The 21,112-nt window shown below is 70.5% G+C and carries 24 protein-coding genes; 19 read left to right on the plus strand and 5 right to left on the minus strand.

What is annotated here, in order from left to right; translation table 11 throughout:
- The first annotated feature begins 2 nt into the window (after positions 1-2).
- The 13 genes from OG241_RS07110 to OG241_RS07170 all read left to right on the plus strand — a co-directional run bounded on the left by OG241_RS07110 (position 3) and on the right by OG241_RS07170 (position 11,882).
- Positions 3-572, plus strand: coding sequence for a hypothetical protein (locus tag OG241_RS07110; protein WP_405814354.1), 570 nt, complete (start codon positions 3-5; stop codon positions 570-572).
- A gap of 279 nt (positions 573-851) precedes the next feature.
- Positions 852-1,808, plus strand: coding sequence for a hypothetical protein (locus OG241_RS07115; protein ID WP_405814355.1), 957 nt, complete (start codon positions 852-854; stop codon positions 1,806-1,808).
- A gap of 494 nt (positions 1,809-2,302) precedes the next feature.
- On the plus strand, positions 2,303-2,692 hold the full coding sequence (locus OG241_RS07120) for a hypothetical protein (protein ID WP_405814357.1): 390 nt from the start codon (positions 2,303-2,305) through the stop codon (positions 2,690-2,692).
- A 144-nt stretch (positions 2,693-2,836) separates the two neighbouring features.
- Positions 2,837-4,090: a hypothetical protein gene (locus tag OG241_RS07125; protein ID WP_405814359.1), complete on the plus strand. Its 1,254-nt coding sequence runs from the start codon at positions 2,837-2,839 to the stop codon at positions 4,088-4,090.
- A 276-nt stretch (positions 4,091-4,366) separates the two neighbouring features.
- Entirely contained in the window at positions 4,367-5,182 is an 816-nt protein-coding gene (locus tag OG241_RS07130) for a hypothetical protein (protein ID WP_405814361.1), read from the plus strand.
- A 40-nt stretch (positions 5,183-5,222) separates the two neighbouring features.
- Positions 5,223-5,918 carry a hypothetical protein gene (locus tag OG241_RS07135; protein ID WP_405814363.1) on the plus strand — a complete coding sequence of 232 codons (696 nt, stop codon included), beginning with the start codon at positions 5,223-5,225 and terminating at the stop codon, positions 5,916-5,918.
- A 101-nt stretch (positions 5,919-6,019) separates the two neighbouring features.
- Positions 6,020-6,715, plus strand: a complete 696-nt coding sequence (locus tag OG241_RS07140; RefSeq protein WP_405826085.1) for a glycosyltransferase — start codon at positions 6,020-6,022, stop codon at positions 6,713-6,715.
- Complete coding sequence (locus OG241_RS07145) at positions 6,712-7,230, plus strand: hypothetical protein (RefSeq protein ID WP_405814364.1); 519 nt, start codon at positions 6,712-6,714, stop codon at positions 7,228-7,230. The genes OG241_RS07140 and OG241_RS07145 overlap by 4 nt, the downstream gene beginning before the upstream one ends.
- A gap of 23 nt (positions 7,231-7,253) precedes the next feature.
- A complete protein-coding gene (locus OG241_RS07150; protein WP_405814365.1) occupies positions 7,254-7,541 on the plus strand; it encodes a hypothetical protein in 288 nt (95 codons plus the stop codon).
- A 287-nt stretch (positions 7,542-7,828) separates the two neighbouring features.
- The gene (locus OG241_RS07155) at positions 7,829-8,050 is read left to right on the plus strand and encodes a hypothetical protein (RefSeq protein WP_016572176.1); all 222 of its coding nucleotides are present in this window, start codon (positions 7,829-7,831) and stop codon (positions 8,048-8,050) included.
- A gap of 193 nt (positions 8,051-8,243) precedes the next feature.
- Positions 8,244-9,386: an AAA family ATPase gene (locus OG241_RS07160; protein WP_405826087.1), complete on the plus strand. Its 1,143-nt coding sequence runs from the start codon at positions 8,244-8,246 to the stop codon at positions 9,384-9,386.
- Positions 9,383-11,182 carry a hypothetical protein gene (locus tag OG241_RS07165; RefSeq protein ID WP_405814366.1) on the plus strand — a complete coding sequence of 600 codons (1,800 nt, stop codon included), beginning with the start codon at positions 9,383-9,385 and terminating at the stop codon, positions 11,180-11,182. Before OG241_RS07160 ends, OG241_RS07165 begins: the two co-directional genes overlap by 4 nt.
- A gap of 214 nt (positions 11,183-11,396) precedes the next feature.
- Positions 11,397-11,882 (plus strand): hypothetical protein, encoded by a 486-nt coding sequence (locus OG241_RS07170; RefSeq protein WP_405814367.1) that lies wholly within the window; start codon positions 11,397-11,399, stop codon positions 11,880-11,882.
- 38 nt (positions 11,883-11,920) lie between these two features.
- On the opposite strand, the gene OG241_RS07175 is transcribed toward OG241_RS07170, so the two are convergent.
- The gene (locus OG241_RS07175; protein WP_405814368.1) at positions 11,921-12,313 is read right to left on the minus strand and encodes an ATP-binding protein; all 393 of its coding nucleotides are present in this window, start codon (positions 12,311-12,313) and stop codon (positions 11,921-11,923) included.
- Between the two features lie 332 nt (positions 12,314-12,645).
- On the opposite strand from OG241_RS07175, the gene OG241_RS07180 reads away from it, so the two are divergent.
- Positions 12,646-12,864 (plus strand): DUF397 domain-containing protein, encoded by a 219-nt coding sequence (locus tag OG241_RS07180; RefSeq protein ID WP_405814369.1) that lies wholly within the window; start codon positions 12,646-12,648, stop codon positions 12,862-12,864.
- 87 nt (positions 12,865-12,951) lie between these two features.
- On the plus strand, positions 12,952-13,887 hold the full coding sequence (locus OG241_RS07185; RefSeq protein WP_405814370.1) for a helix-turn-helix domain-containing protein: 936 nt from the start codon (positions 12,952-12,954) through the stop codon (positions 13,885-13,887).
- 3 nt (positions 13,888-13,890) lie between these two features.
- Here OG241_RS07185 and OG241_RS07190 read toward each other — a convergent pair whose 3' ends face one another.
- From OG241_RS07190 to OG241_RS07205, 4 genes are all read right to left on the minus strand, one after another.
- Positions 13,891-14,673 (minus strand): SAM-dependent methyltransferase, encoded by a 783-nt coding sequence (locus OG241_RS07190; protein WP_405814371.1) that lies wholly within the window; start codon positions 14,671-14,673, stop codon positions 13,891-13,893.
- A 235-nt stretch (positions 14,674-14,908) separates the two neighbouring features.
- Positions 14,909-15,337: a hypothetical protein gene (locus tag OG241_RS07195; protein WP_405814372.1), complete on the minus strand. Its 429-nt coding sequence runs from the start codon at positions 15,335-15,337 to the stop codon at positions 14,909-14,911.
- A gap of 91 nt (positions 15,338-15,428) precedes the next feature.
- Entirely contained in the window at positions 15,429-16,271 is an 843-nt protein-coding gene (locus OG241_RS07200; protein WP_405814373.1) for a helix-turn-helix domain-containing protein, read from the minus strand.
- 346 nt (positions 16,272-16,617) lie between these two features.
- Complete coding sequence (locus OG241_RS07205; protein ID WP_405814374.1) at positions 16,618-16,878, minus strand: hypothetical protein; 261 nt, start codon at positions 16,876-16,878, stop codon at positions 16,618-16,620.
- A gap of 1,173 nt (positions 16,879-18,051) precedes the next feature.
- Here OG241_RS07205 and OG241_RS07210 point away from each other — a divergent pair.
- Genes OG241_RS07210 through OG241_RS07225 form a run of 4 tightly spaced genes read left to right on the plus strand, consistent with a single transcriptional unit; the run spans position 18,052 to position 20,810 of the window.
- Positions 18,052-18,477, plus strand: coding sequence for a hypothetical protein (locus OG241_RS07210; protein ID WP_405814375.1), 426 nt, complete (start codon positions 18,052-18,054; stop codon positions 18,475-18,477).
- Entirely contained in the window at positions 18,474-19,319 is an 846-nt protein-coding gene (locus OG241_RS07215) for a relaxase/mobilization nuclease (protein ID WP_405814377.1), read from the plus strand. The genes OG241_RS07210 and OG241_RS07215 overlap by 4 nt, the downstream gene beginning before the upstream one ends.
- A 13-nt stretch (positions 19,320-19,332) precedes the next feature.
- Entirely contained in the window at positions 19,333-20,028 is a 696-nt protein-coding gene (locus tag OG241_RS07220; RefSeq protein ID WP_405814378.1) for a hypothetical protein, read from the plus strand.
- Between the two features lie 23 nt (positions 20,029-20,051).
- Positions 20,052-20,810: a hypothetical protein gene (locus OG241_RS07225; protein ID WP_405826089.1), complete on the plus strand. Its 759-nt coding sequence runs from the start codon at positions 20,052-20,054 to the stop codon at positions 20,808-20,810.
- The last annotated feature ends 302 nt before the right edge of the window (positions 20,811-21,112 follow it).

Raw genomic sequence — 21,112 nt, forward strand, 5'->3', positions numbered from 1 at the left:
CCGTGAAAACCGATATCCAACGCGAACTGATACCGCGCGACGACGCTGTCCACCTCATCGGCGTGCTCAGCGCGATGAAGGGCAGACTCCTCGATGCCCCCCGGCAGTGGGAGCTGCTGGACGGGAGCGGCCACGTACCGGCCGCGCCCTCCTACACCGCGCTGCTCCAACATGCTGCCGACGCGCAGAATCTCTCCCGCGACGTCCTGCGGCTGACGGCCGACTTCGCCCGGGGGCCGCACGGCACGACCCGCGCCGGCGGTGCCGTCCTGGCCCATCTCGCCACGGCGGCCTCCCTGTCGAGCCACGCGGCACCGCACTTCACCGAGACCGCGGAGAACGCCCTGTCCTTGCCGCGGGCCTCCCACCCGGCCGACCGGTACTACCTCAGCAACCGCATGGTCATCGATCACGCGGCGGCGCGAGCCCTCCTGCGGCGCACGTCGGAATCGCTCCGCGACGCGGTCAAGGAACTCGACGCCCACCTCGACTTCCACCGCTTCTTCTCCACACCTTCCCGTCAGGAGAGCCCGGCGCCTGCGCCGCCCAGGCCGAGCGCACACCACCGCTAAGCCCGCGCCGAAGCATCCACGCCGGCATCACCCTCTCAAGGAGTCCCCTGAACCGCCCCGCCCACTTCAGCGACGCCGACTGGGCCGAGTACCAGCAGTGCCAGGCAGAGCACGACGACCTCATGGCGCAGGTCGCCGAGCGCGAAGCCCAGATGGAACACGGCTTGATCAACGCCTACGACGAGTACGAATTCGACTTCACCCCTCTTCCGGAGCCACAGCCCAGTCCCACTCGCCGGACCCCGCCGCTGCGCCACGCACCCTCGCGCGGGAGAAGCCGTGGTCGCTGAGGACAAGAACACCCCGACCGCCGCCCACGCCGACGCCCGCCGCACGTCCGTCGACGCGTCTGCGTTCGCGCCGCTCCCCGACCACTGCAACGTGGACACCGCCTGGTGGCAGGAGCTGTGGCGCCGCCACGCGCACATCACCACGCCGCTGCGCCAGCGCGGGCTGGAGTGCGACATCGAGTTCGGCCTCAGCGCGTACATCGTGCGCGTATCGCTCCCCGATGACAGTTACCTGATCATCGGCCCGCCGCAGGAGCCCTCCTGCGACCGTCCCCCAGGGGACCCGCGGGGGTGGATCGTGACCCGCCAGCATCCCGACGACCAGGCGCTGTTCGAAGTGATCTACGACTCGGCTCCCTCCGCCGACCCTGGTGCCCCTGAGCGGCCCGAGGCCCGCCACGGCGGCAGCGCCACGCCCCTGATCGAGGCGATCGACCATCGCCTTGCCCAGCTCGGGCTGCTGTCACATCCCGTCTCACCCGCGGGAAACCCACACGCGCTCCCGGCTACGCCGACGCTCCACGCACCCCAGGCCCCGGACGTCCCCGACACAGCAGACCGCGCCCCCGTCTACGTCTGCGGCGACACGATGCTCGCTCTGACCGACCGACTCAACGCAGCCGAGTCACACGCGGACGCCGCTGCCTTGCTGCACCAGGTCCTGGATCCGATCAACGGCCTGCTCGAACGGCTCGGCGAGTTCTTCGAAGCAGCCGGGGAGAAAGCCAAGGAAGCCGGGGAGGACGACGGCTTCGACCTGTCCTACGACCTCGCCGACGCCGCCGCCGAGATCCGCAACCTCACAGAGGTCCTGCACGTGGCCGAGGACCGGATGCGGGCACTGACCCCGCTCCTGCCAGCACCGCGGCTCCCGTCCGCCCCGGCCCGACCGCCGTCGCTTCCCCTGCGCGCCCTGCCGCCGGCACAGCCGCGGAACACGCGCTGACTCCCTCAAGGAACACATGACGTCACCCCGCAGCGACCTGTCCGCCTTCGCCGCCGCCCTGGCCGTGCGCCTGCCCGGCGCCTGGACGAGCGCGTACCCCCGCCACCTTCCCTACGCCGATCAGTTCCCCATCGCCGAACAGCTCTGGGACGCCGGCCACGTCGACTACATCGTCAGCCAGTACGTCCTCAGCCATGACGCCATCCTGCACGGCCCCGACGGAGAGCAGTTCTACATCACGACCGGCCCCTGTACCGGCACCAGTTCGTGGTGGCCGCACTGGAGCCCGAGGGCTTCAAAACCCACCAGATCTCCCCAGCGTGTGAACCGGACAGCATCACCGTCCCCACCGATCCGGTCCGCGCCGCCGCGGTCAACCGACGCATGCTGCCCCGCAACCGGGCCGCCCTTGACGCTGCCCGCAGGGCATGGAAGCAGCGTCAGGTGCACGGCGCCCGACACCCTCACCGACCGACGAATCGATCCAACGGCCCATGTCCTTCTCCTACGTTGATCATCACACGCTCACCCCTGACGACCTGGCCTTCTTCGAAGCCCTGCTCGCTCACACCCATCTGCCGGACCACCCCCTTGGCAAGGACTGCCCCGCGCCTGAAGACCCCTGGTCTCTGCGCATCACCAGCACCTGCCACGGCCCCGACGGCGCCTGGCGGGAGACCCTCTGCGTCTTCCGGCGCACCGATCCCGAGGACGACCTGCACGCGCAGTACGTCGAGATCCACTTCACCCAGGACGGCCGCGCCCTGCCCGCCTTCGGGCTCGAAGACCTCCACGCCTCCCCACACGCCAATCCACCCGCAGCCCGGCACCAGACCGACCCGGCCGCCATACGCCCCCGCCCGGCCCGTCCCCGCAGGCGGTGACCCGGCCCCACGCAGGTCGAACAGACCCGTCCTCCGCCGAGCACCGAGCCATACTCCTATCCCACCGCCCTCGCTTTCCGCCTGACGGGGAGGTGCCCGGTGCTGTACCTCGGCACTCCCTCGGGACCTGACATACGGGCCGCGATGAGCGCCGGACGCATCGGCTGTATGACCACGCCCGCGCAAGGCAGCCGCATCCCCGACGGTGCGCTGGACGCCTATGACAACTCCAGGTTCGGCAGCGACGGCAAGGGCCGCTACTGGCCCGGCGCCGAGGCGTGGTTCGCCTGGCTGCTGCGGACCGTGGAACGGTACGGGCCCGATCGCTGTCTGTGGGCGCTCGCCCCGGACCAGCCGTTCGACGCCGCCGGCACCCTCACCGAGTCCCTGCCGTGGCTGGCCCGCATCCGCGAATTGGGCATCCCCGCGGCCTACGCGGCCCAGGACGGCTGCGATGCGCCCGGGCTGCTGCCGTGGGACGGCTTCGACGTGCTGTTCCTGGCCGGATCGACCGAGTGGAAACTCGGCCCCGTCGCCGAGCGGCTGGCCCGCGAGGCGAAGGCCCTCGGCAAGGGCGTGCACATGGGCCGTGTCAACTCCCGGCTACGTCTGGGGGTAGCCGAGTGGTTCGGCTGCGACAGCGCCGACGGCACCTACCTCGCGTACGGGCCCGACAAGAACCTGCCCAAGCTCCTCAACTGGCTCGACGAACTCGACGGCCGCCCCTCCCTCGTCGGCGGCACACAGCCCTTCGCCGTCGCCGACGCGCCGTCGACGGCTCCGCCTCCGCGGGCAGACCTCCGACGACGCGTCCTGCCAGGTCAGGAAACTGCCATGATCCCGCCCCAGAGCCTGGAGCTGCCCTTGGTGTCTGATCTCGACCAGCGGATGCTGCTGCACACCGTGGCCGACCGTCTCAACACCGTGATGGACCATCTCCCGATGCCCGACCAGATCCGTCTGGATCCCGGGCTGAGCGAGATCCTCGACGACGAGGTCCGCCACCTGGCCAGCCTGCTGGGTTACCTGGCCGGGGAACACGCCTTCCGCCACCGGGCCGCCACCCGCTACCCCGCCCAGGTCACTGCCACCGGCCGGCGCACCGCCCACGCGCTCGCCGCCGCCGCCGAGCCCACTGGCGCCGCGCTCGCCGCCCTCGGCTCGGCCGTCCACCACCTCGGCCACCTCGCCGACCTCACCCACCAGTCCCCGACTCCCGCCCGTGCCCGGACGACCGCCGACGCGCACCAGAGACTCGTGGACTCCATGGGCGCAGTCCGTACGCATCTCGCCCGCGCCGCGAAGCAGCTGCGCGCCGCCGCCGACACCCGGACCACGCCGTCCGCGACCACACCGCCCCGGCCCGCGGCCTCCGCTGACCCCTCCCGCACCCGCTGACCCACCCTTTCTTCCCTTTCGGAGCACCTCATTCCCCTGCACGCCTCCGCCCGCCGCACCGCCCTCCGGCTCACCGCCGCCGTCGCGGTCACACTCACCGCGACCGCCTGCACGTCCTCAGACAGCGCCGAGGACGGCCACACCACGGCCAAGGCCACGCGCACCGCCTCTCCCACGCCGGCAGCCGAACCGGCGCTGACCAAGAAGGAGGCCCTCGCGCAGATCGCCCACTACTCCAAGATCAACAACGAGGCCAACGCCACTCACAACCGACGGGTGCTCGACACGATCGAGGACGGTGCGCTGTACGCAATGTCGGTTGCGGACTACACGCAGGACGAGGGCCTGCCCCGGGCCGACCGCGAACCGTACAAGCCGTGGTCCTACAACCTGGATCTCACCACCGTCTACATCCCACGGTTCACCGCCGGCCAGCAGCAGTGGTTCGCCGCCATCACCTACAACGGCAAGGCCGACACATCCCCCCGTCTCCTCGTCATGGCCGAGCAGGCGACGACGAAGCGGTGGGAGATGGTCTCCTGCGTCGATCTCGACGACAAGAAGCAGCTCCCGAAGATCGCCCTCGACGCCGACGGCTACGCCACCGCCCTCGACGCCACCTCGACCAAGAACGTCGCCGCCCCGGTCGATGTCCTGCGTACCGCTGTCGGCGACAACTTCGCCACCGGCGGAGACCTGAGCGGCAAGAAGGTCTTCGCCACGGCCAAGGCGTCCACGCGGCAGATCACGGTGCACGACAAGATGATCCGCAAGTTCGGCACCCGGGGCAGCACCGCGTTCTCCGCGGCCAGCCCGGAGTTCACCGACAGTTACGCGCTCAGGACCACCAACGGCAGCGCCCTCGTCGTCTTCGCGCACACGCACACCCAGCGCGACACCGTCGCCGCCGGGCTGGAGATCATCCCGGACAAGGACGACCGCGCCTGGCTCGGCACCACCAACTCCCCGTACTTCACCTACACGTTCACCTGCTCCGACGCCGCCACCGTCCCCACCGCGCCGGGCAAGTCGACGCTGCTCGGCTACACGTGCCGCCGCACCGACGCCCAGGGCATGGCCACTTCCTCGTGACCAGCACCGCCCAGACAACCCGCCGCACGAGGAACCGCTCTTGCACGTAACCGAGTTCACCCACGCGCTCGCCGAGCGCCTGCCCGGCTGGCAGCCCGCCGCCACCGCGGTACCCATCGCCGACGACCCGGCCAGCAACCGGATCTGGGACAGCGGCCCCCTGCCCTACAGCGCCTTCCAGACGGACACCGTCCAGCGCAGCGTGCTGACGCACCACTTCGGCCTGCAGCTGTACGTCATGCCCCGCCCCCACCGCCCGGACGAGTACCTCGTCCTTCCGATGCTGCCGGCCAACACCAGCCACCAGCATGTCCAGGGCCTCAGGGCCCCGCGCGGCATCGTCGTACCGGCCGACCCCGCCCGGGCCGCAGCCAGGCTGCACCGCCGGCTGCTGACCGACTACCGTCTCGCCTCTGCCACCCCGATCCGGCGCAGCAGTCCCGGACATTTCCAGGTCCACGTCGCTCTCGACGCACAGCAGCGCCCACGGATCCGCACCGGCTACATCCCCGTTTTCATCGAGCTGCTCGCGCGCGGCGGTTTCCTCCTCGACCCCGCCACCGGCGAATGCCATCTGCCCGACACGCTCACCCCCGAGCAGACCAGGCGTCAGCTGATCCAAAGCCTGCAGCGGCTACGGCACCGCGACTTCCACATCACCGTGCACTCGTTGGACGGCCCGCGCTCCCACCCACCCCTTCCACCGGGCAACCCGCGCCAGGGGCGCCGCCGATGAGCACCACCGACGACGCCGTCATCCGCACCCAGCTCGCCACCGAGATCACCGTCGTCATCGCCACCCAACTGCGCAGCGACCGGCTCAGGCACCTGACGGCCATGTACACGAGCCTCACCCGGCAGAGCGTTCCCTGGGAGGCGGTGATCGCGCTCGACGGCGCCGACCCCAGCTGCCTGCCCGCACCCATCGCGGACGACCCACGCGTCCGCATCCTCGCCCTGCCGAGGCCGGTCGGTGCCGCCTGCGCCCGCAACCTCGCGCTGAACGAGGTAGGCACCATCTACGTGAACTGGGCGGACGACGACGACCTGTTCACCGAGGACGCGATGGCCCTCCGACTGCGCGTGCTGGAGTCCACCGGCCTGGGCTGGTGTGCGGGATACAGCGAGGACCTCCACCCGGACGGCACCACCTCCCTGTGGCGCTGCCCGACCCCGCCCGGCCGACACGCGGCCGGCGACGTATGGACGTACTGGAAGACACCGTCCGACACCATCCCGATCGGTCCGACCACGATCCTCGCGCGCACCGACCTGGTGCGGGCCGCCCCGATGGGCGGACTCGTCCAAGGTGAGGACTACATGGCCGCGATCGGCGTCACCTGCCTCGCGCCCGGCGTCCTGCTGCCCGTACCGGTCTACCGCTACCGCAAACACCCCGGCCAGATGACCGCCCAGGACGCCCACGACGTCCTGGAGCCCGCCGCCCGCCGGCAGGCGTGGAACTACGGGCGCAGCCTGCGAGCCGCCCTCTCCGCCCGTGCGACGAACGAGATGGTCGGGGTGGTGCGTTGACGTCCGCCGTCTCCCAGACCACGCTCGATTACCTGGCCCGGCGCTTGGACGAGCTGGCTGCCGAGTTTCCCACCAGCCCCGAGGCCGTCGGCCTCGTCACACTCGCCGACGACATCGGCACGCTGACCCAGCATCTGCAACACGCCACCGAACGCGCACAGGAACGGTTCACCGCCCCGGCCACTGTCCACGCCCCGGAACGCCTCGTCCTGGTCCGCCTCGCCAAGGCCGCCGCGGGCATCGCACGCGCTCTGGACACCCTGGCCGAGGCCCTGGCCTACGCCACGACCGGCTTCCAGCGTGAAGCCGTACCGGACCTCGCCCACTCGCATCTGCGCAACGACCCGCAGGTTCTGCGGATGCTGACGGCCGAGAAGTACGTCACGGCCCGTGCCCAGCTACGCAACACCGCCGCCGACCTGCGCACTGCGCCGCCCCCTGCCGCTCCCCCCACGTCACGCTCGACCCGCCCGGCCGCCCGGAGTACCGCCGTGCCGCAGCGGACCCGCTCATGAACTCCCCTCCGAGGAAAGCCGAGTTGCCGCCACACCCTCCCGCCCAGATCACCGTGGCCTACAGCCGCCATCTCGACGGGCTGATCGCCTTCTCCCACGGCGAGCAGTGGCGATGGGCACACGCCGCCCTCGCAGAAGCAGGCTTCACCAAGCGGGACGCCGGCAGCTTCCACACGCCCGGCGACAGCGTGCCGGTGGCGATGACGAAGCTGCTGCCGATCGCCCGCCGCCACCGGGCCTCTCTCCAGGTGAGCGGCCGTCCGTATCTCGGCGATGTCGCCGACCAGATCGCCGCGCACCGCAGCCACTGACAGCTCCACCCCGACAACGTGAGGAGAACCCCGCCCCCTTGCAACCCAGCACTCACTTCGTCTTCGGCGACCACGACACGCACGGCTTCGTCGCCTCCATGCCCGCGCACCTCACCCACTGGTACCTGGAACGCGAGCAGTTCGAGGCCGTTCCCGCAGAACCCGGGCTGTACCGGCTCAGCGGGCCCGAGCGCGACGGCCCCCGCCGCACCCGCCCAACACCCCACCGCTTTCACGCCACCACCGATAGGAGGCCCGCCTTGCCCGAAGCACCAGCAGAGCCGTTCATGACGATCCGGCACACGATCACCGGCGAGATCACCACCACCGGCTACAACGCCGCCGCCCGGCGGATCCTGCTCCAGGCCGGCTTCGAAGAGACGCCAGGCTGCGCCTGCCGAGCGACGGAACCCGGTACGGAGCGGACGCACGGGCCTGCTCGGCAGCCAGCGAGCTGCTCGTCGCCGGCCATCCCGTGCACCTGGACCGAGCCCTCGGTCGGCCGGTGAGCGATGAGGTACGCCCCGGTTGGCCCGGTCGCCGATGTCGGCACAGTCCGTGATCCGCTCCGAGAGCGGCCAGCCTCTCCAGCGCATCGCCAACCCCGCCCGCACCCGCGCCTGTTGAAGGGGCCTCGTTTTGACCACACCCGGAACGCCTGCCAGTCCGGCGCGCACCAAGGGCGGCGAGCTACGGGCCAAGGTGGCCCGACTGCTGGCCGACCGGCCGGCGGACACGCTCACCATCGGGGACATGGCCAGGCAGCTGGGCCACTCCCACGGCGCCGTCCGCAACTCCGCCCTCACCCTGGTGCGACGCGGCGAGGCCGATCAAGGCGGAACCGGACAACCGGAGTTCCGCGCGAACGCGAGAACCGCCGCAGCCGCGCAGACCGCTGTGATCAGCCCACCGGGCACCCACTTTCCCCGCGCCCAGGCGGTCACGGCCCGCACGACCATTCCCGCAGCAGCCACGCCCAGGCAGACCGGCCCGATCCGCCGCGCGGGGGGCCAGGTCTACCACCCCCGGGAGCTGGCCGATCTGCCCGACGTCGAGGCGTTGAATCGCTTGCGCGACGCCGACGTGCCGGTGCTGCTCTACGGCCCTCCGGGCACCGGCAAGACGAGTCTGGTCGAGGCGGCGTTCCCGGACCTGCTCACCGTCGCCGGTGACGGCGACACCACGGTCGGCGATTTGATCGGCGAGTACACGCAGGCCGACAGCGGAGGCTACGTCTTCCAGTACGGTCCGCTGGTCACCGCCATGACCGAGGGCCGCGCCCTGCTGATCGACGATGCCACCTTGATCTCGCCGAAGGTCCTGGCGGCGCTGTATCCCGCGATGGACGGGCGCAGGCAGATCCAGGTCAAGGCCCACAAGGGCGAGACCATCAAGGCCGAGCCGGGCTTCTACGTGGTGGCGGGCCACAATCCCGGCGTCCACGGGGCGGTGTTGACGGAGGCGCTCGCGAGCCGGTTCAGCGTGCAGATCCAGATCGGCACGGACTATGACCTCGCCCTGGCGCTGAGGATCGATGCCCGGGTGGTCCGGGTCGCCCGACACCTCGCCCACCAGGTCGAACTCGGCGAGCTGGGCTGGGCCCCCCAACTGCGGGAGCTGCTCAGCTACCAGAAGACCGAGGCCGTCCTCGGCACCAAAGCCGCGCTCGCGAACCTCGTCGGCATCGCTCCTGTGGAGGATCGCGACGCCGTCGCCGCCGCCGTCATCAAGGCTGTCGGCGTCAAGAAGATCGCGCCCCTCACGCTCGGCAAGCAGCTCCCCGCCTCGGCCGTCCGGCAGCCTCCGGGCAGCACCGGCTCCGCGCACCGGGGCCGCTCGCGATGAGCGCCCACCACCACGTCCAGTCCCCCGCCACCACGCCGGACGACGACGCCGACCTCGCGCGATGGGACGACGACGGCGCGCCGCCCGCGCAACCCCGTTCCTCCCCGGACGCGTGGCTGCGCGTGGGAGCCGAACTCGGCGATCGGCTGGTCGCCCTCTCCGGCCGCCAGGACCTCCTCGTCACCTGCCGCCCCGGCACGCGCAGCGGCGCACCGGCCGCGTTCTTCCCCACTCTGGGCGAAGTCGAGTTCGACGCCGGCCTGTTCGCCCCGCTCCAGCCCCACGAGATCCATCCGCGGATCGTGGGCGACGAGGAGCGGTATCCCGCCGCCTGGGGAGTGTTCGTCCACGAGGCCGCGCACGCGGCCCACTCCGTCTGGACACAGCCTGCCGGAGCGGACCCCCGTGTCGTCGAGGCCGCGCTCCTGCTGGAGGAGAGCCGCGTCGAAGGCGCACACCTGATCACGCGGCCCACGGACCGCACGTACCTGCGCACCAGTGCCCGAACCCTGGTCATGCCCGACATCGCCCACCCCACCCTCCAGGGCATCGAGCACGCCGCCGCCGTGGCGGCCCTGGTCCTCGGCCGCCGTGACGTCGGCATCCTGGACGCCGGCGAGACCCGGGCCGTCGCCGATCTGTGCGAAAAGGTGCTGGGCGCAAACCTGCTGGCCACACTCACCCGCATCTGGACCGCAGCCCACCAGTGCGCCGACCACGACGCCACGACCATGCTCGCGCACGCTCAAAAATGGTGCGACGCTCTGGACACCTCGGCCCCCGCCCTGCCCGTGCCGGAGAACCTCACCGATCTGCTGTCCGGCGCCGTGGGGGTCGTCATGGACAGCACGGCCGCCACCGACGCCGCCGACCTCGCGGCACAGGCCGCCGCGACCAACGCCATGGCCGCGCAGTCCAAGGCGCAGGCTCAGGACCGCGCCCAGCGGGCCGGCCAGCGACGCAAAGCCGCCGCCACCGCCAAGTCGGTCTTCAACGCCCGTGGCACCACCGTCACCCCCGACGGCACACCGGCGCCCTACGGCAACCCGGTCACCGGCACCCGCAGGCCCACCGCCGCCGAGCAGAGTGCCGCCGCGCGCCTGAGCCGCGCCCTGCGTGCCGCCGCCTACCGCGAGCGGACCGAGGAGCGGACCACCAGCCCCACACCACCCGGCCGCCTCAACATGCGCGCTGCCCTCGCCCGCGACGCTCAGCGCGCGGCCGGGTCGGTCCCCACCGCGGAACCGTTCACCCACACCCGCCGCCGGAACTCCCCCACCCCACCGCTGCGTGTGGGTATCGCCGTCGACGTCTCCGGCTCCATGCGTGCCGCCTGCGCGCCCGTCGCGTCCGCTGCCTGGATCGTGGCACGCGCAGCAGCCCTGACCGACCCCGACTCCCTTACCGCCACCATCGCCTATGACAGGCACCTGACCGCATTGACCCGACCCACCCACCGAGCACCAGAGCGCGTGACGACGTTCGATGCCAACGGCGGCCACCACAACCTCGGCGACGCCATCGACGCACTCGACCACGGCCTCGAACTCAGCCGCCCCGGCGCCGGCCGCCTCCTCGTGATCGTCACCGACGCCCGGTACGCCAGCGACGAAACCGCTCAAGCCGTCACCCGCGTCCAGCAGCTCACGACCGCCGGCTGCGCCGTACTCCAGCTCACCCTCACCGCGGAGTCCCGCCACTTGCCGGGGACCACCTTGCTGCACCTGCCCCAGCCCTCCAGCGCTCCCGTCGCCATCGCCACGGCGGCCACAGACGCCATCCGCAGGACACGCTGAGACGACGCAGAAGGCGGAAGCGTCCCCGAGACCACCGCCAAGCACTCCAGGCCACCTCCGTCCGCCGCATGAATCGTGCATCTGATGCACGACCCTCCGCAACGACGCAGGCCACCACCCCAACCGCCAACGAAAGGCACCCGATTTGAAGCCCCAGACCAGCAGCCCGACCTCGAACGTAACGCCCATCAAACGGAATTCCCCGGGGGTCCGTTTGAAGTGGCCTGTCGAGCACGCCTGCGGCCACGAGGTCGTTCACGATCTGTCCGACCGGCCCGCCGACCGGCGTGCCGCCTTCGCCCGCTGGCTCACGGGACGGGACTGCACCGACTGCTGGAAGGCCGCCCGCGACGCCGACAGCGCCGGCAAGGAGGAGTGGCTCGCCGCCAAGCGGGCCGCCGAGCAGCAGGCCGCCGCGGAGTGGGCCGCCCGCTTCGGCATGCCGCCGCTGGAAGGACCCGAGCGGGCCCTGGACTGGGGCGAGCGCTCCCGCCACCAGCTGGCCGCCCGCGCGTATGCCGCCCTGGTCGCCGAAGGCACCTGGGACGAGACCGACTGGGCGCTCCTGGAGGAGAAGATCCGCACGATCAGCCGGGCCGGGTGGTGGATCGACCAAAGGGATGCCGAGGGCACCGATCTGCCGGAACTTCTCGACGCAGCCACCGGCAGCGACCGGGGCACCGAGAACCCGTACCGGTAGCGGCCAGCGGTCAGCGGTCAGCGGTCAGCGGTCAGCGGTCAGATAGGGACGCGGGCCCACACCGCCTTGCCGTCGTCTTCCACGCTCCAGCCCCACACGCACGACAGACCCGCGATGACGTTCAAGCCCCGTCCCTCGGTCGCCGGATACACGGCGGCGCGCCGGACGGGGACTCGCGAACTGGGGTCGCGTACGACGCACATGACCGTGCGGGGACTCGTGGCCAGGGCCAGCCAGGCTCCGCCTGTCGCGGCGGCGGTGTGGCGCACGGCGTTGGCGGTGAGTTCGCCCACGACCGCAACCACGTCGTCGACGGCGTCCTGCAGGTGCCACCGCTGAAGATGACAGCGGGTGAACGCCCGGGCATTCAGGAGTCCTTCAGCGCTCGCGTCGACCCTGCTGGCGGCGAAGTTGGCGACTGAGATCCCCATGGCCAGACCCCAGTCGAGCGCCCAGGTTTCGCCAGGAAGCGCTACCCCTGCAGATCCAGCCAAGCTGACATACGACGCACCCTCAGCTTGTCGCACAAATGTTCACCCCAATTCATTGGATCACCATACGAGAAAGAACACCCTTCCGAGGGACGGCATTCATGAAATCGACCCCCTAATATCGACGTTATTCCACGGCCCCATGAAATTTCACGGGGCGTACGCGGACGTCGCCCTGCCTGCCCGAACACGGTTCCGCATGGGCGGCCCGCACGGAATCCGTGAGGGCAGGAACAGTGAGAGGGCGACCATTGAGAGACTACGCAAATGGTGTGGCGGGTGACTCCATCGAGGAGGTGCGGTGGGTGAAAAGCTCGAAGAGCACTCCCGAGGGCGGCAACTGTGTAGAATTTGCAGCACTGCCGAACGGCGGCACTGCAGTCCGTAACTCGCGTTTCCCCGGCGGACCCGCACTGGTGTTCACTCGTTCGGAGATCGATGCGATGCTCGCCGGTGCGAAGCAGGGCGAGTTCGACGGCCTGGCCGACTGAATTTCGACGTTCCGGACTTGCGGTCAGCCATGCTCGATCCCCAGTCTGGGGTCTCATGTCGAAACCACTGGTGACCTAGGAGTCTGGGTGTCGGGCGGTCAATTTCTGCGGGCTGTCAGGGACGACGACCCGGGCAGCCCGCAGCCCGGCGCGGGCAGGATGGTGGTGGGCACCCACTTGCGCCGGCTGCGCAAGGAACGCGGTCTGCGGCTGAAGGACGTGGTGGGCCAGGTCGGCCAAGTCGGATCTGCCCCCACACTCAGCCGTATCGAGAACGGGTCCACACCTCTCAAGGCGGACACGGTCCTCGCGCTCGCCCGTTTTTACGGGGTCACCGATCAGGCCCAACTGGACGCGCTGGAGAGGCTGGTCAGCTCCTCGCAAGCCCCCCAGTGGTGGGAAGAGTTCCGCGACGCCATCCCGGGCTGGCTGGAACGCCTCATCAGCGTCGAGGCGTCCGCCCAGGAGATCCGCACTTACGAGGCGCAGTATGTGCCGGGCCTGCTGCAGACCCCCTCCTATGCCCGCGCCTTAATGCAACAGGCCATCCCCGCCGTCTCACCGGCCGCCGAAGACCAGCGCCAGGCAAGGCTCGAACGAGCCGGGAGAGTACGTCAGACACGGCGCAGTCTGCTGAACGAGCCCGGCGCGCCGGATCTGTTCGCGCTCATGGACGAAAGCATCCTCGCCAGGGCTGTCGGCGGAGACTCCGTCATGCGCGGCCAGTTGCGCGCGCTGTACAACATGGAGGAGAACGAAGAGCGGATCCACATCCGCATCCTGCCGTTCAGAGCGGGTGCCCAGGGACTGGCTCCCGCGCCGGCCCTCACGCTGCTGTCCTTCCCGGCCGACCGGGAGGAGGACATGGTGTATCTGGAGGTCCCCAGTGGGGGCAGCTACCTCACCGATCCCGAAGGTGTACAGCGCTATCGTCTGGCGCTGACGACCCTGTGGTCCAGGGCAACCACCCGGGACGAGACCCTGGCCATGATCCATCGGTACATCGACCAGTTCGCCGGCTGACGCCTACGGCGTGCAGGCCACCCCGCCGTAGGCGATCCAGGTGCGGTCGGCGAGCTGGAGTTTCAGGTCGGTGCCCGGTCTCCACGCGGCGACATCGCCGATCGGGCCGCCGACCGGCTGCAGTCCTTCGAAGAACCGGTCCACCTCGGCGAAGGAACGCACCCGGGCCCACTGCCGCCCCGTCAGCCGCCGCATCACTTCACCGGTCTGTTCACGCAGCGCCTGGTCGTCGCAGGCGAGATGGCTCAGGACGAGGTGGCTTCCGGAGGGCAGCTGGTCGATCAGATCCCGCACATGCCTCCACGGATCGCGTTCGTCGGCCACGCAGTGCAGCACGGACACGAACAGCACCGCCACCGGGGCATCCTCGTCCAGGAAGCCCGCCTGCCGAATACGGGCGAGGACGTCGGAGGTGTCGAGCATGTCGGCGTCAAGGATGAGGGTGCGTTCCCCGTCGAGCATCATCCGGGCGTGGGCGACGACGACCGGGTCGTTGTCGATGTAGACCACCCGGGCGCCGTGGTTGGCACGCTGGGCGACCTGATGCACGTTGTCGCGGGTGGGCAAGCCCGCGCCGTGGTCGAAAAACTGCCCGATCCCGCAGTTCCCGGCGAGATACCGCACGGCTCTCACCAGGAACTGGCGGTTGATGCGGGCGAGTTCCCGGGCATTCGGCGCGAGCGCGAGGAGGCGTCTGACGGCCTCGCGGTCCGCGGGGTAGTGGTCCGTGCCGCCTAAGAGGCGGTTGTAGATGCGCGCGTCGCTGGCCTGGGTCACATCGATCATCAGCATCTGCCCCCGCATGCCGTTTGCCCGCCGCGCGCTAGTGCACAGGAGGACCTGTGAGACGGCGCGTCAAGTGGGCACCATGCTAGGAGTTATGCACCAGGCATTCCACCCCGGCAGCACATTCCGGTTGACACTCAGGAGTGAAATTGCAATCCGGCTCGCCGGAGAATTGATGCACCGGCACCGGCGCGCGCGGGCGCTTTCACCACATCCCGCCGGGTACCAACGGTATTTACCGGGCGGCTCCGGTCCGTACGGCGGCCTTGAGGAGACAGGTGAACTCACCCGGCTCCCAGCCCATCACCTCGGCAGCGTCCTGCGCCGACAGGCCCAGCCGGTAGCGCAGCAGAACCGCATCCGCCTGCGCCACCGGCAGCACCCGGTATAACTCCATCCCTCCCCCCGCCGCGGCCCGGCCGGTGCGGGCCGCGAGCAGCCTCCAGGCCAACGCGGAGGGGGACGGGCTCTCCAACGCCTCCGCCCACATCATGGCCAGATCGCCCAGCGCCGCCTGTGCCAGCGCCTGGGCCTGGCCGCTATCCCTCATCCGCACGGCCGCGTAGCGGGTGTAGATATCCAGGTGGCGCACACAGAACGCGGCAAAGGCACTGGGCATGCCGATCGCCACATCCGTTTCGCCGAGGCCGCGGGCCGCTGTCACCGCCAGGCGGGCCCCTTGGCGGGCGTACGGCGTTGGGGGTTTGCGCCTGGGGACGAAGGGCCCCCGGCGCGGCCGGCCCGGTGGCACCGCATCAGACGAGGTCGCTCGCACCGGGAACCCCCTGCGCCGGAAAGAAATCGTGGGCGATCAGGAACGTGTATTGGACGTCCTCCCACAAGGACCGCACCTCGGCCGGCGTACCGCCGAGCTGCAGCACGATCCGGTGCGTGGTCTCCCAGTCCGGAACGAGATCACCAGTGAGGACGGCATCCAAAATGTCCGGGGCGACTCCGTCGGCCGGTGGCCCGGCGTGGGCCGTGCCCGCGGCCCACTGCAAGCCGCGCAGCGTGCCCTGAAAGCGGGTCAGGGCGACGGCGGCGGAGCGCCGCCGCGGCTGGCGGTGTCCGCGCGCCCACTCCCACAGCACCCGGAACTCCGCCGGAGCCCCGCCGGCCGCCACCACCACCGTGTAGAGGGTCGGCCAGTCCGGGACACGCTGCCCGGCCAGCAGCCGTGACACGCAAGACGGGGAAACTTCCGCCTCCCGCGCGACCTCCTGCGCCGTACGACCGCGCACCCGCAGGAGGAAGGACACGGCAGCGCCCAGTCTCTGCCGGTGCGAGGAAGCGCCAGCGGACCGGTCCGCTTCGACAGCCGTCACCGGCACGGCCGTGCGCTGGGCACGGACACCCATCTGCCGACGCACACTCTGAGGCCCCCACTTGGCGCGGGCAGTGGCCTCACTGACCCGGGCCTTGCGCGCCACCTCGCTCCAGTTCGCCCCGCGCTCCCGGGCATCGTGTACAGCCGCGCCCAGATAGTGGGTCACCTCCGCGCCCACCGCCAGGGCCCGCTCGACCAGTTCTTCCAGACCAGCGTCGCGGCGTTCGGCCTCCACCAGTTCGGCCGCCAGCGCCTGCAGGTCCTGGGCCACGCCCGGCCCCCAGCGCGGCGCATAGACCACCCCCGACTCGGCGGTCGCCTCCCTGTTGCGCAGGCGCTGCGCACGGCGTCCGCAGGCGTCCTGACAGTATTTACGTGGCCGGCCCGGTTTCCTGGGCCGGCGAAACCGGCGTCCGCACGAGGCGAAAGCGCACACGCTGTACTCGTACGACTCGCCGCGTCCCCGGCGAGTTGCTCCCTGCTGCATGATTTTCGTCCATCCGCTGAACTTGTGGCGTTCCCAGGAGTGGAAACCAGCGCGGCCCCGCCACCCGGAAGACAAAGAGGCCCTGTGGTGCGGGCGGACGCCTCACCGGCGTCCGCCCGCACCACATGTGTCAACGGCGCCGGAAGCGCTGGTAACTGATCACCGATCCGTCTGCGAGCGCCCCCGCAACGACGCCCCACCACACCTTCTCGGGTACCACGGGACCGCAGACGGCCGTCGTCGCGGCCAGCAACGTCATCGCAGCAGCACTCCAGTGCACCTTGACGGCAAGGGAACTCAGCGACCTGGTTTGGGTCATGAAATTCAGCGGAAAGCTAACCTCTGTTGAAGCCGGAAGCAGCCTTTCGAGCAGCCGGCGCAAGTGAGCCATGTTCGAATTCCTTTCGTTCGAAGCACACATGGTTCACTGTCAGGGCTCCGCGGCATCGGGGCCCTGACTCATGTGTGGCGCCGGAACGCTATAGCTCCCTTCCCTGGCATCGCATCGGCACATCTCGGCCATGAAAACGGAGCGGCCTCACCTCGTCGCCCCTCTCGGCCCCTCATCACGACAACTCGCACTCCTTTCCGATCACTTCCTGGCTCATATCGAAAACACGCGTGCCACAACGCAGACTTGCCGCCCCGAGCTCCCCCCAAAAGCCGTTCATGTGAACCTCGGAAGAATGGCTCAAACAGATGAATCCGGGGACATGTTGCCAACGCACGTGAAAACGACACACCCAGAAGGCGGGCAGCAGAAAGTCAGCAGGTCAACCCGGTCGCGCGGGAGGCGGACAGAGTCACAGGAACGATTCGGCAGCAGCCGGTTGAAGACCTGGTTACGCAACCCGCGCGTCCTCCGCCCCGGACGCCGAACAGCAGCACACCAGCCAGCCCTGCGAGACATGCCGCCGCGCTGCCGAACATGCCGATACAGAAGGCGTCGGCCCTCAACTCGCATGCCGCCCGCCCGACATGGCCGTTGAGGCCAGTTTCCGATGGTCGCTCCTCGACGTGATCGTCGGCGTGCCCGGCCCCGGAATCATCCTCGGCGTGGCGTTTCCCACCCCCGTGTTACCAAGCCGCCTTCGGCGATGTCGAACCAGGCTCCGAGAAGGATTTCCAGCGCCCGAGGAGCCGACGGGTCAGATCACCCAAGGGCAAGGGAGTCTCAGCACGGACCCGCCTGGGCTTCTCAGCCGGTGTGCCGCTCCCGTCAACGATGTGCTCGGTAGTGAGGCGGTCGATACAGCCGTCGGCTGGACGGGGCGAACCACAGCAGCAGGCTGGCGGCCCGGTCGGCGACCTGGAGTTGCTCGACGTGATCGAGATGCCGGACCAGTGCCCAGCATGGGTCCTTCCTGATGGCGGCTTCACCTCGCCACAGAAGGCGCTGACCTGCTCGAACTCCTCGACGCTGTAGGCGAGAACGACCGCGGTACGGAGAACCCGTTCCGTTGACGGCGGGGGAACATAGCCGGGAAACGCCGGTTAGCCAAACCGGCGTTCCTCCGGACCATTGTTCCTCCCACCCCGCTACCGATTGCGTGGAAGGAACCGCATGTCCCAGCCCCCGCCCACGTCGGCTTTCGCGCCGACACCCGACCCGCTCACCCCTGACCGGGACATCACGCACCAGCACTTCCAGGCCGGTGACACCGTCGTCGTCCTGAAGGGGGTGGCCGGCGGGGAACTGTGGGGCGACGCGATGCGCGTCGTCGCCCCGTCCTGGCACACCCCGACCGACGAGGACGGATGGCGGCTGCGTGATGCGACCGGCGGCGCCCAGTCCTACGTCACCGGCAACCCCCGCTACCTCGTGCACCTCTCGCGCCGCTGCCCGGACTGCCTGATCTACCTGCGGGCCATGGAGGACGCTCTCCTGCCGCGGTACGCCGGCCGCAACGAGCTTATCGACTGCGGCTGGTACACCACCACCGCTCTCAACCAGTTGGTGCACATCGCCGACATCCGGGGCGGCCGGTGATTGCCCGCCTGCACGAGCGGACCCACACGCCGCACGACCCGCTCGCCGAGGCGCTGGGGCGGCCGGTCTCGCCGAACGAGGGCCTGACCACGTACACGGTCGTCGCCCACTGGCCGGGCTTGGATTACTTCACCCTGGACGACGAACAGAAGACCTGGACATGCGTCCAGTGGGCCGAGCACCTCGAAGACCCCTACCTGGAGCACCCGTTCGCAGCCGGCCCGGACGACGACCGGCGGGCGATCCTCCACCTCGACATCCGGCTTCACCCGGACGACCGGGAGCTGACCGGACCGGAGTGGGCCGAAACAGCCCACCGGCTCGCCCGGGCCGCCGGCATCGAGATTCCCGGCAAGGAGCACGGCTGCCGGTGGATTGCCGTTCAGGCGCAGCCCGGACGCCTCGATGTGATCGCCAACCTGATCCACCTCGACGGCGCGTGGCACACCCCGCCCGCGGACATCCTGCGGCGGCTCTCGGACGAGGCGCGCCGCATCGAGCAGGACCTCCGCCTGATCTCCGTGCGCACCGGCCCCACGGCGGGGCTTTCCGTCCGGCCGGCGCCCACGGCATCGGCCCAGCTCGCGAGCGTCCTCACGCAGCTCGCCGACGAGCAGGTCGGTCCGCTGGCCACGGTCCGCGGACTCGTCGAGCACACCGCGCACCGGATCGCCCGCCAGCCCGGCGCCGCCGGCACCGACACGGCGCACCGCCTGGAGCTGATCGCCCGCCGCCTCCACGCCATCCAGCAGGACCTGGACAGCACCGCAGCCCACCTGGTCCAGCCCTCGATCGCCGCCGTACCGCCCGCCGCCCGGTACACCGCCCACCGATCGCCGTAGGAGAAACGTCTCCTTGCCCCGTACCGACCGCTTCCTGGACATCCGCCGTGACCCGCACTCCGACGAACTCCTCGCCCGCGGCGGTGACTCCGAGGCACACAGCATCCTCCAGCGCGCGGGTTTCGTCGCCGTCGTCCGCACCCACGAGACCTACCACCGCGCCCCCACCGGCCTCACCGAGGACAACGAGTCCGATCTCGCCACCGACGCCGTCGCCCGCCTCCGGGCCGCCGGGTACCACGTCGACTGCACCACGGACTTCGACACCGACTACCGTCCGGCCAGTTACCTGCCGCTGGGCTCCTCCGTAGCCCACCTCGCCGAGCGCATTCGCGAGGCCACCACCACGGAAGAAGCGGCCGACGCCCTGGTCGAGCTGACCGCCGCCCACGACGGCATCCTCGCCGCGCTGGACGACGTCCTCACCGCCACCGCCGACTTCCACGACGGGCTCGGCCAGCCGGCCGACCCCTCCATCGCCCGGCGGCTGCGCTACCTCGCCGACGAGCACCTCCACCTCATCCGCACCGACCTCGCCCACACCCGCAACCAGTTGGCCGACCGGCACGCACCGCACCCCGGCCGCAGCACCTGCACCGGGGATGTCCCCGCCACCGAACGCGAACGTTCCGCCGTGTGCGCCTGCCCGCCCCCGCCGCGCACGCTCCCGGCCCCGCCGCCACCGGTGGCCGCCGGACTGCGCCGCTGACTCCCACCTCACTCAAGGACACCATGCACGACTACGACACCTCCGAGCGCCTCGCCTCGTACGCCGACGTCCTCGCCGGCGAACTCCCCGGCACCTGGACCAGCACGCACCTCCCGCCGCAGGCCAAGGACGACCTCGCCGAACTCGCCGACCGCATCTGGGACCTGGACCTGGTCGCCGCCTTGCTCGCCGAGCACCCGCTCCGGCAGGCAGCCGTCCTGAGCCGCCCCGACGGCGCCCAGCTCGTCCTTGTGGACCGGCACGACGAACGCGACGGCTTCCTCATCGCCGCCACCGCCCCTCGCGCCCTGCCCGACGAGGCGTACCGCGCCGTCCCCGAGCCCAACGGCATCGCCCTGGCGGACGACCCGTTCCTGAGCGCGGAGCAGATCGCCGGCGACCTGCTCGCCCGCTACGACAGCGCGCTCGCCCAGGTCCGGCACACCGCCCTGGGCGGCATCCAGCCCTCCCAGCCGGACCGGGTTGTCCTGACCTGGCAGCAGGACGGCAGTGTCGCCACCGCACCCGTCGACGACCGTGCCGGCGCCGTCCTCGTGGCCAACGGCTTCGTCCAGGACCCGCAGGGCGGCATCTACCGCCTCAGCGGTGACGACACCAGGGCGCAGGCGCGCGCCCTGCGAGAGATCGGCCCGCAGCTCGACGCCCTCGGCATCGGCACCGCCCTCCAGCATCCCGCAGGCCGGACCGCGCCCACCTCCGCCCCAGCCTCCATGCCGCCCTCCCCGGCAAGCACCCGTACGCCGACCGCCAGGGCTCGATGAAGCAGACGGAGCCCGAGTTCTGGGTGCTGGAGTACATCACCATCACCAAGGACCCGCGCACCGGCCTGGTCGTCGCCATCGGCGGCACCGAGAAGGCGGCGGACATCCTCCAGCGAACCGGCGGCTTCCTCTCCGTCCCCGGACCCCGCGGGGACTACCACCGGCTTCCGCACGGCCTGCCCGTCGAGCAGCAGCGTCTGAAGGCGACCACCGCCTCGCACGCCCTGCTCTCCGCCGGTCACAGCGTCCACCTCGACCCCGCTCTGAACGCGCTGGCCACGCCGGACAGCGAACATGACGCG

The organism is Streptomyces sp. NBC_01390 (genome assembly GCF_045040105.1).
Taxonomy (GTDB): domain Bacteria; phylum Actinomycetota; class Actinomycetes; order Streptomycetales; family Streptomycetaceae; genus Streptomyces.

Excerpts from the sequence above, each read along its gene's own strand:
- OG241_RS07120 (WP_405814357.1), top strand. The coding sequence starts at position 2,303 with ATGTCCTTCTCCTACGTTGATCATCACACGCTCACCCCTGACGACCTG.
- OG241_RS07125 (WP_405814359.1), top strand. The coding sequence starts at position 2,837 with ATGAGCGCCGGACGCATCGGCTGTATGACCACGCCCGCGCAAGGCAGC.
- OG241_RS07140 (WP_405826085.1), top strand. The coding sequence starts at position 6,020 with ATGTACACGAGCCTCACCCGGCAGAGCGTTCCCTGGGAGGCGGTGATC.
- OG241_RS07155 (WP_016572176.1), top strand. The coding sequence starts at position 7,829 with ATGACGATCCGGCACACGATCACCGGCGAGATCACCACCACCGGCTAC.
- OG241_RS07165 (WP_405814366.1), top strand. The coding sequence starts at position 9,383 with ATGAGCGCCCACCACCACGTCCAGTCCCCCGCCACCACGCCGGACGAC.
- OG241_RS07175 (WP_405814368.1), bottom strand. The coding sequence starts at position 12,313 with ATGGGGATCTCAGTCGCCAACTTCGCCGCCAGCAGGGTCGACGCGAGC.
- OG241_RS07190 (WP_405814371.1), bottom strand. The coding sequence starts at position 14,673 with ATGATCGATGTGACCCAGGCCAGCGACGCGCGCATCTACAACCGCCTC.
- OG241_RS07205 (WP_405814374.1), bottom strand. The coding sequence starts at position 16,878 with ATGGCTCACTTGCGCCGGCTGCTCGAAAGGCTGCTTCCGGCTTCAACA.
- OG241_RS07210 (WP_405814375.1), top strand. The coding sequence starts at position 18,052 with ATGTCCCAGCCCCCGCCCACGTCGGCTTTCGCGCCGACACCCGACCCG.
- OG241_RS07225 (WP_405826089.1), top strand. The coding sequence starts at position 20,052 with ATGCACGACTACGACACCTCCGAGCGCCTCGCCTCGTACGCCGACGTC.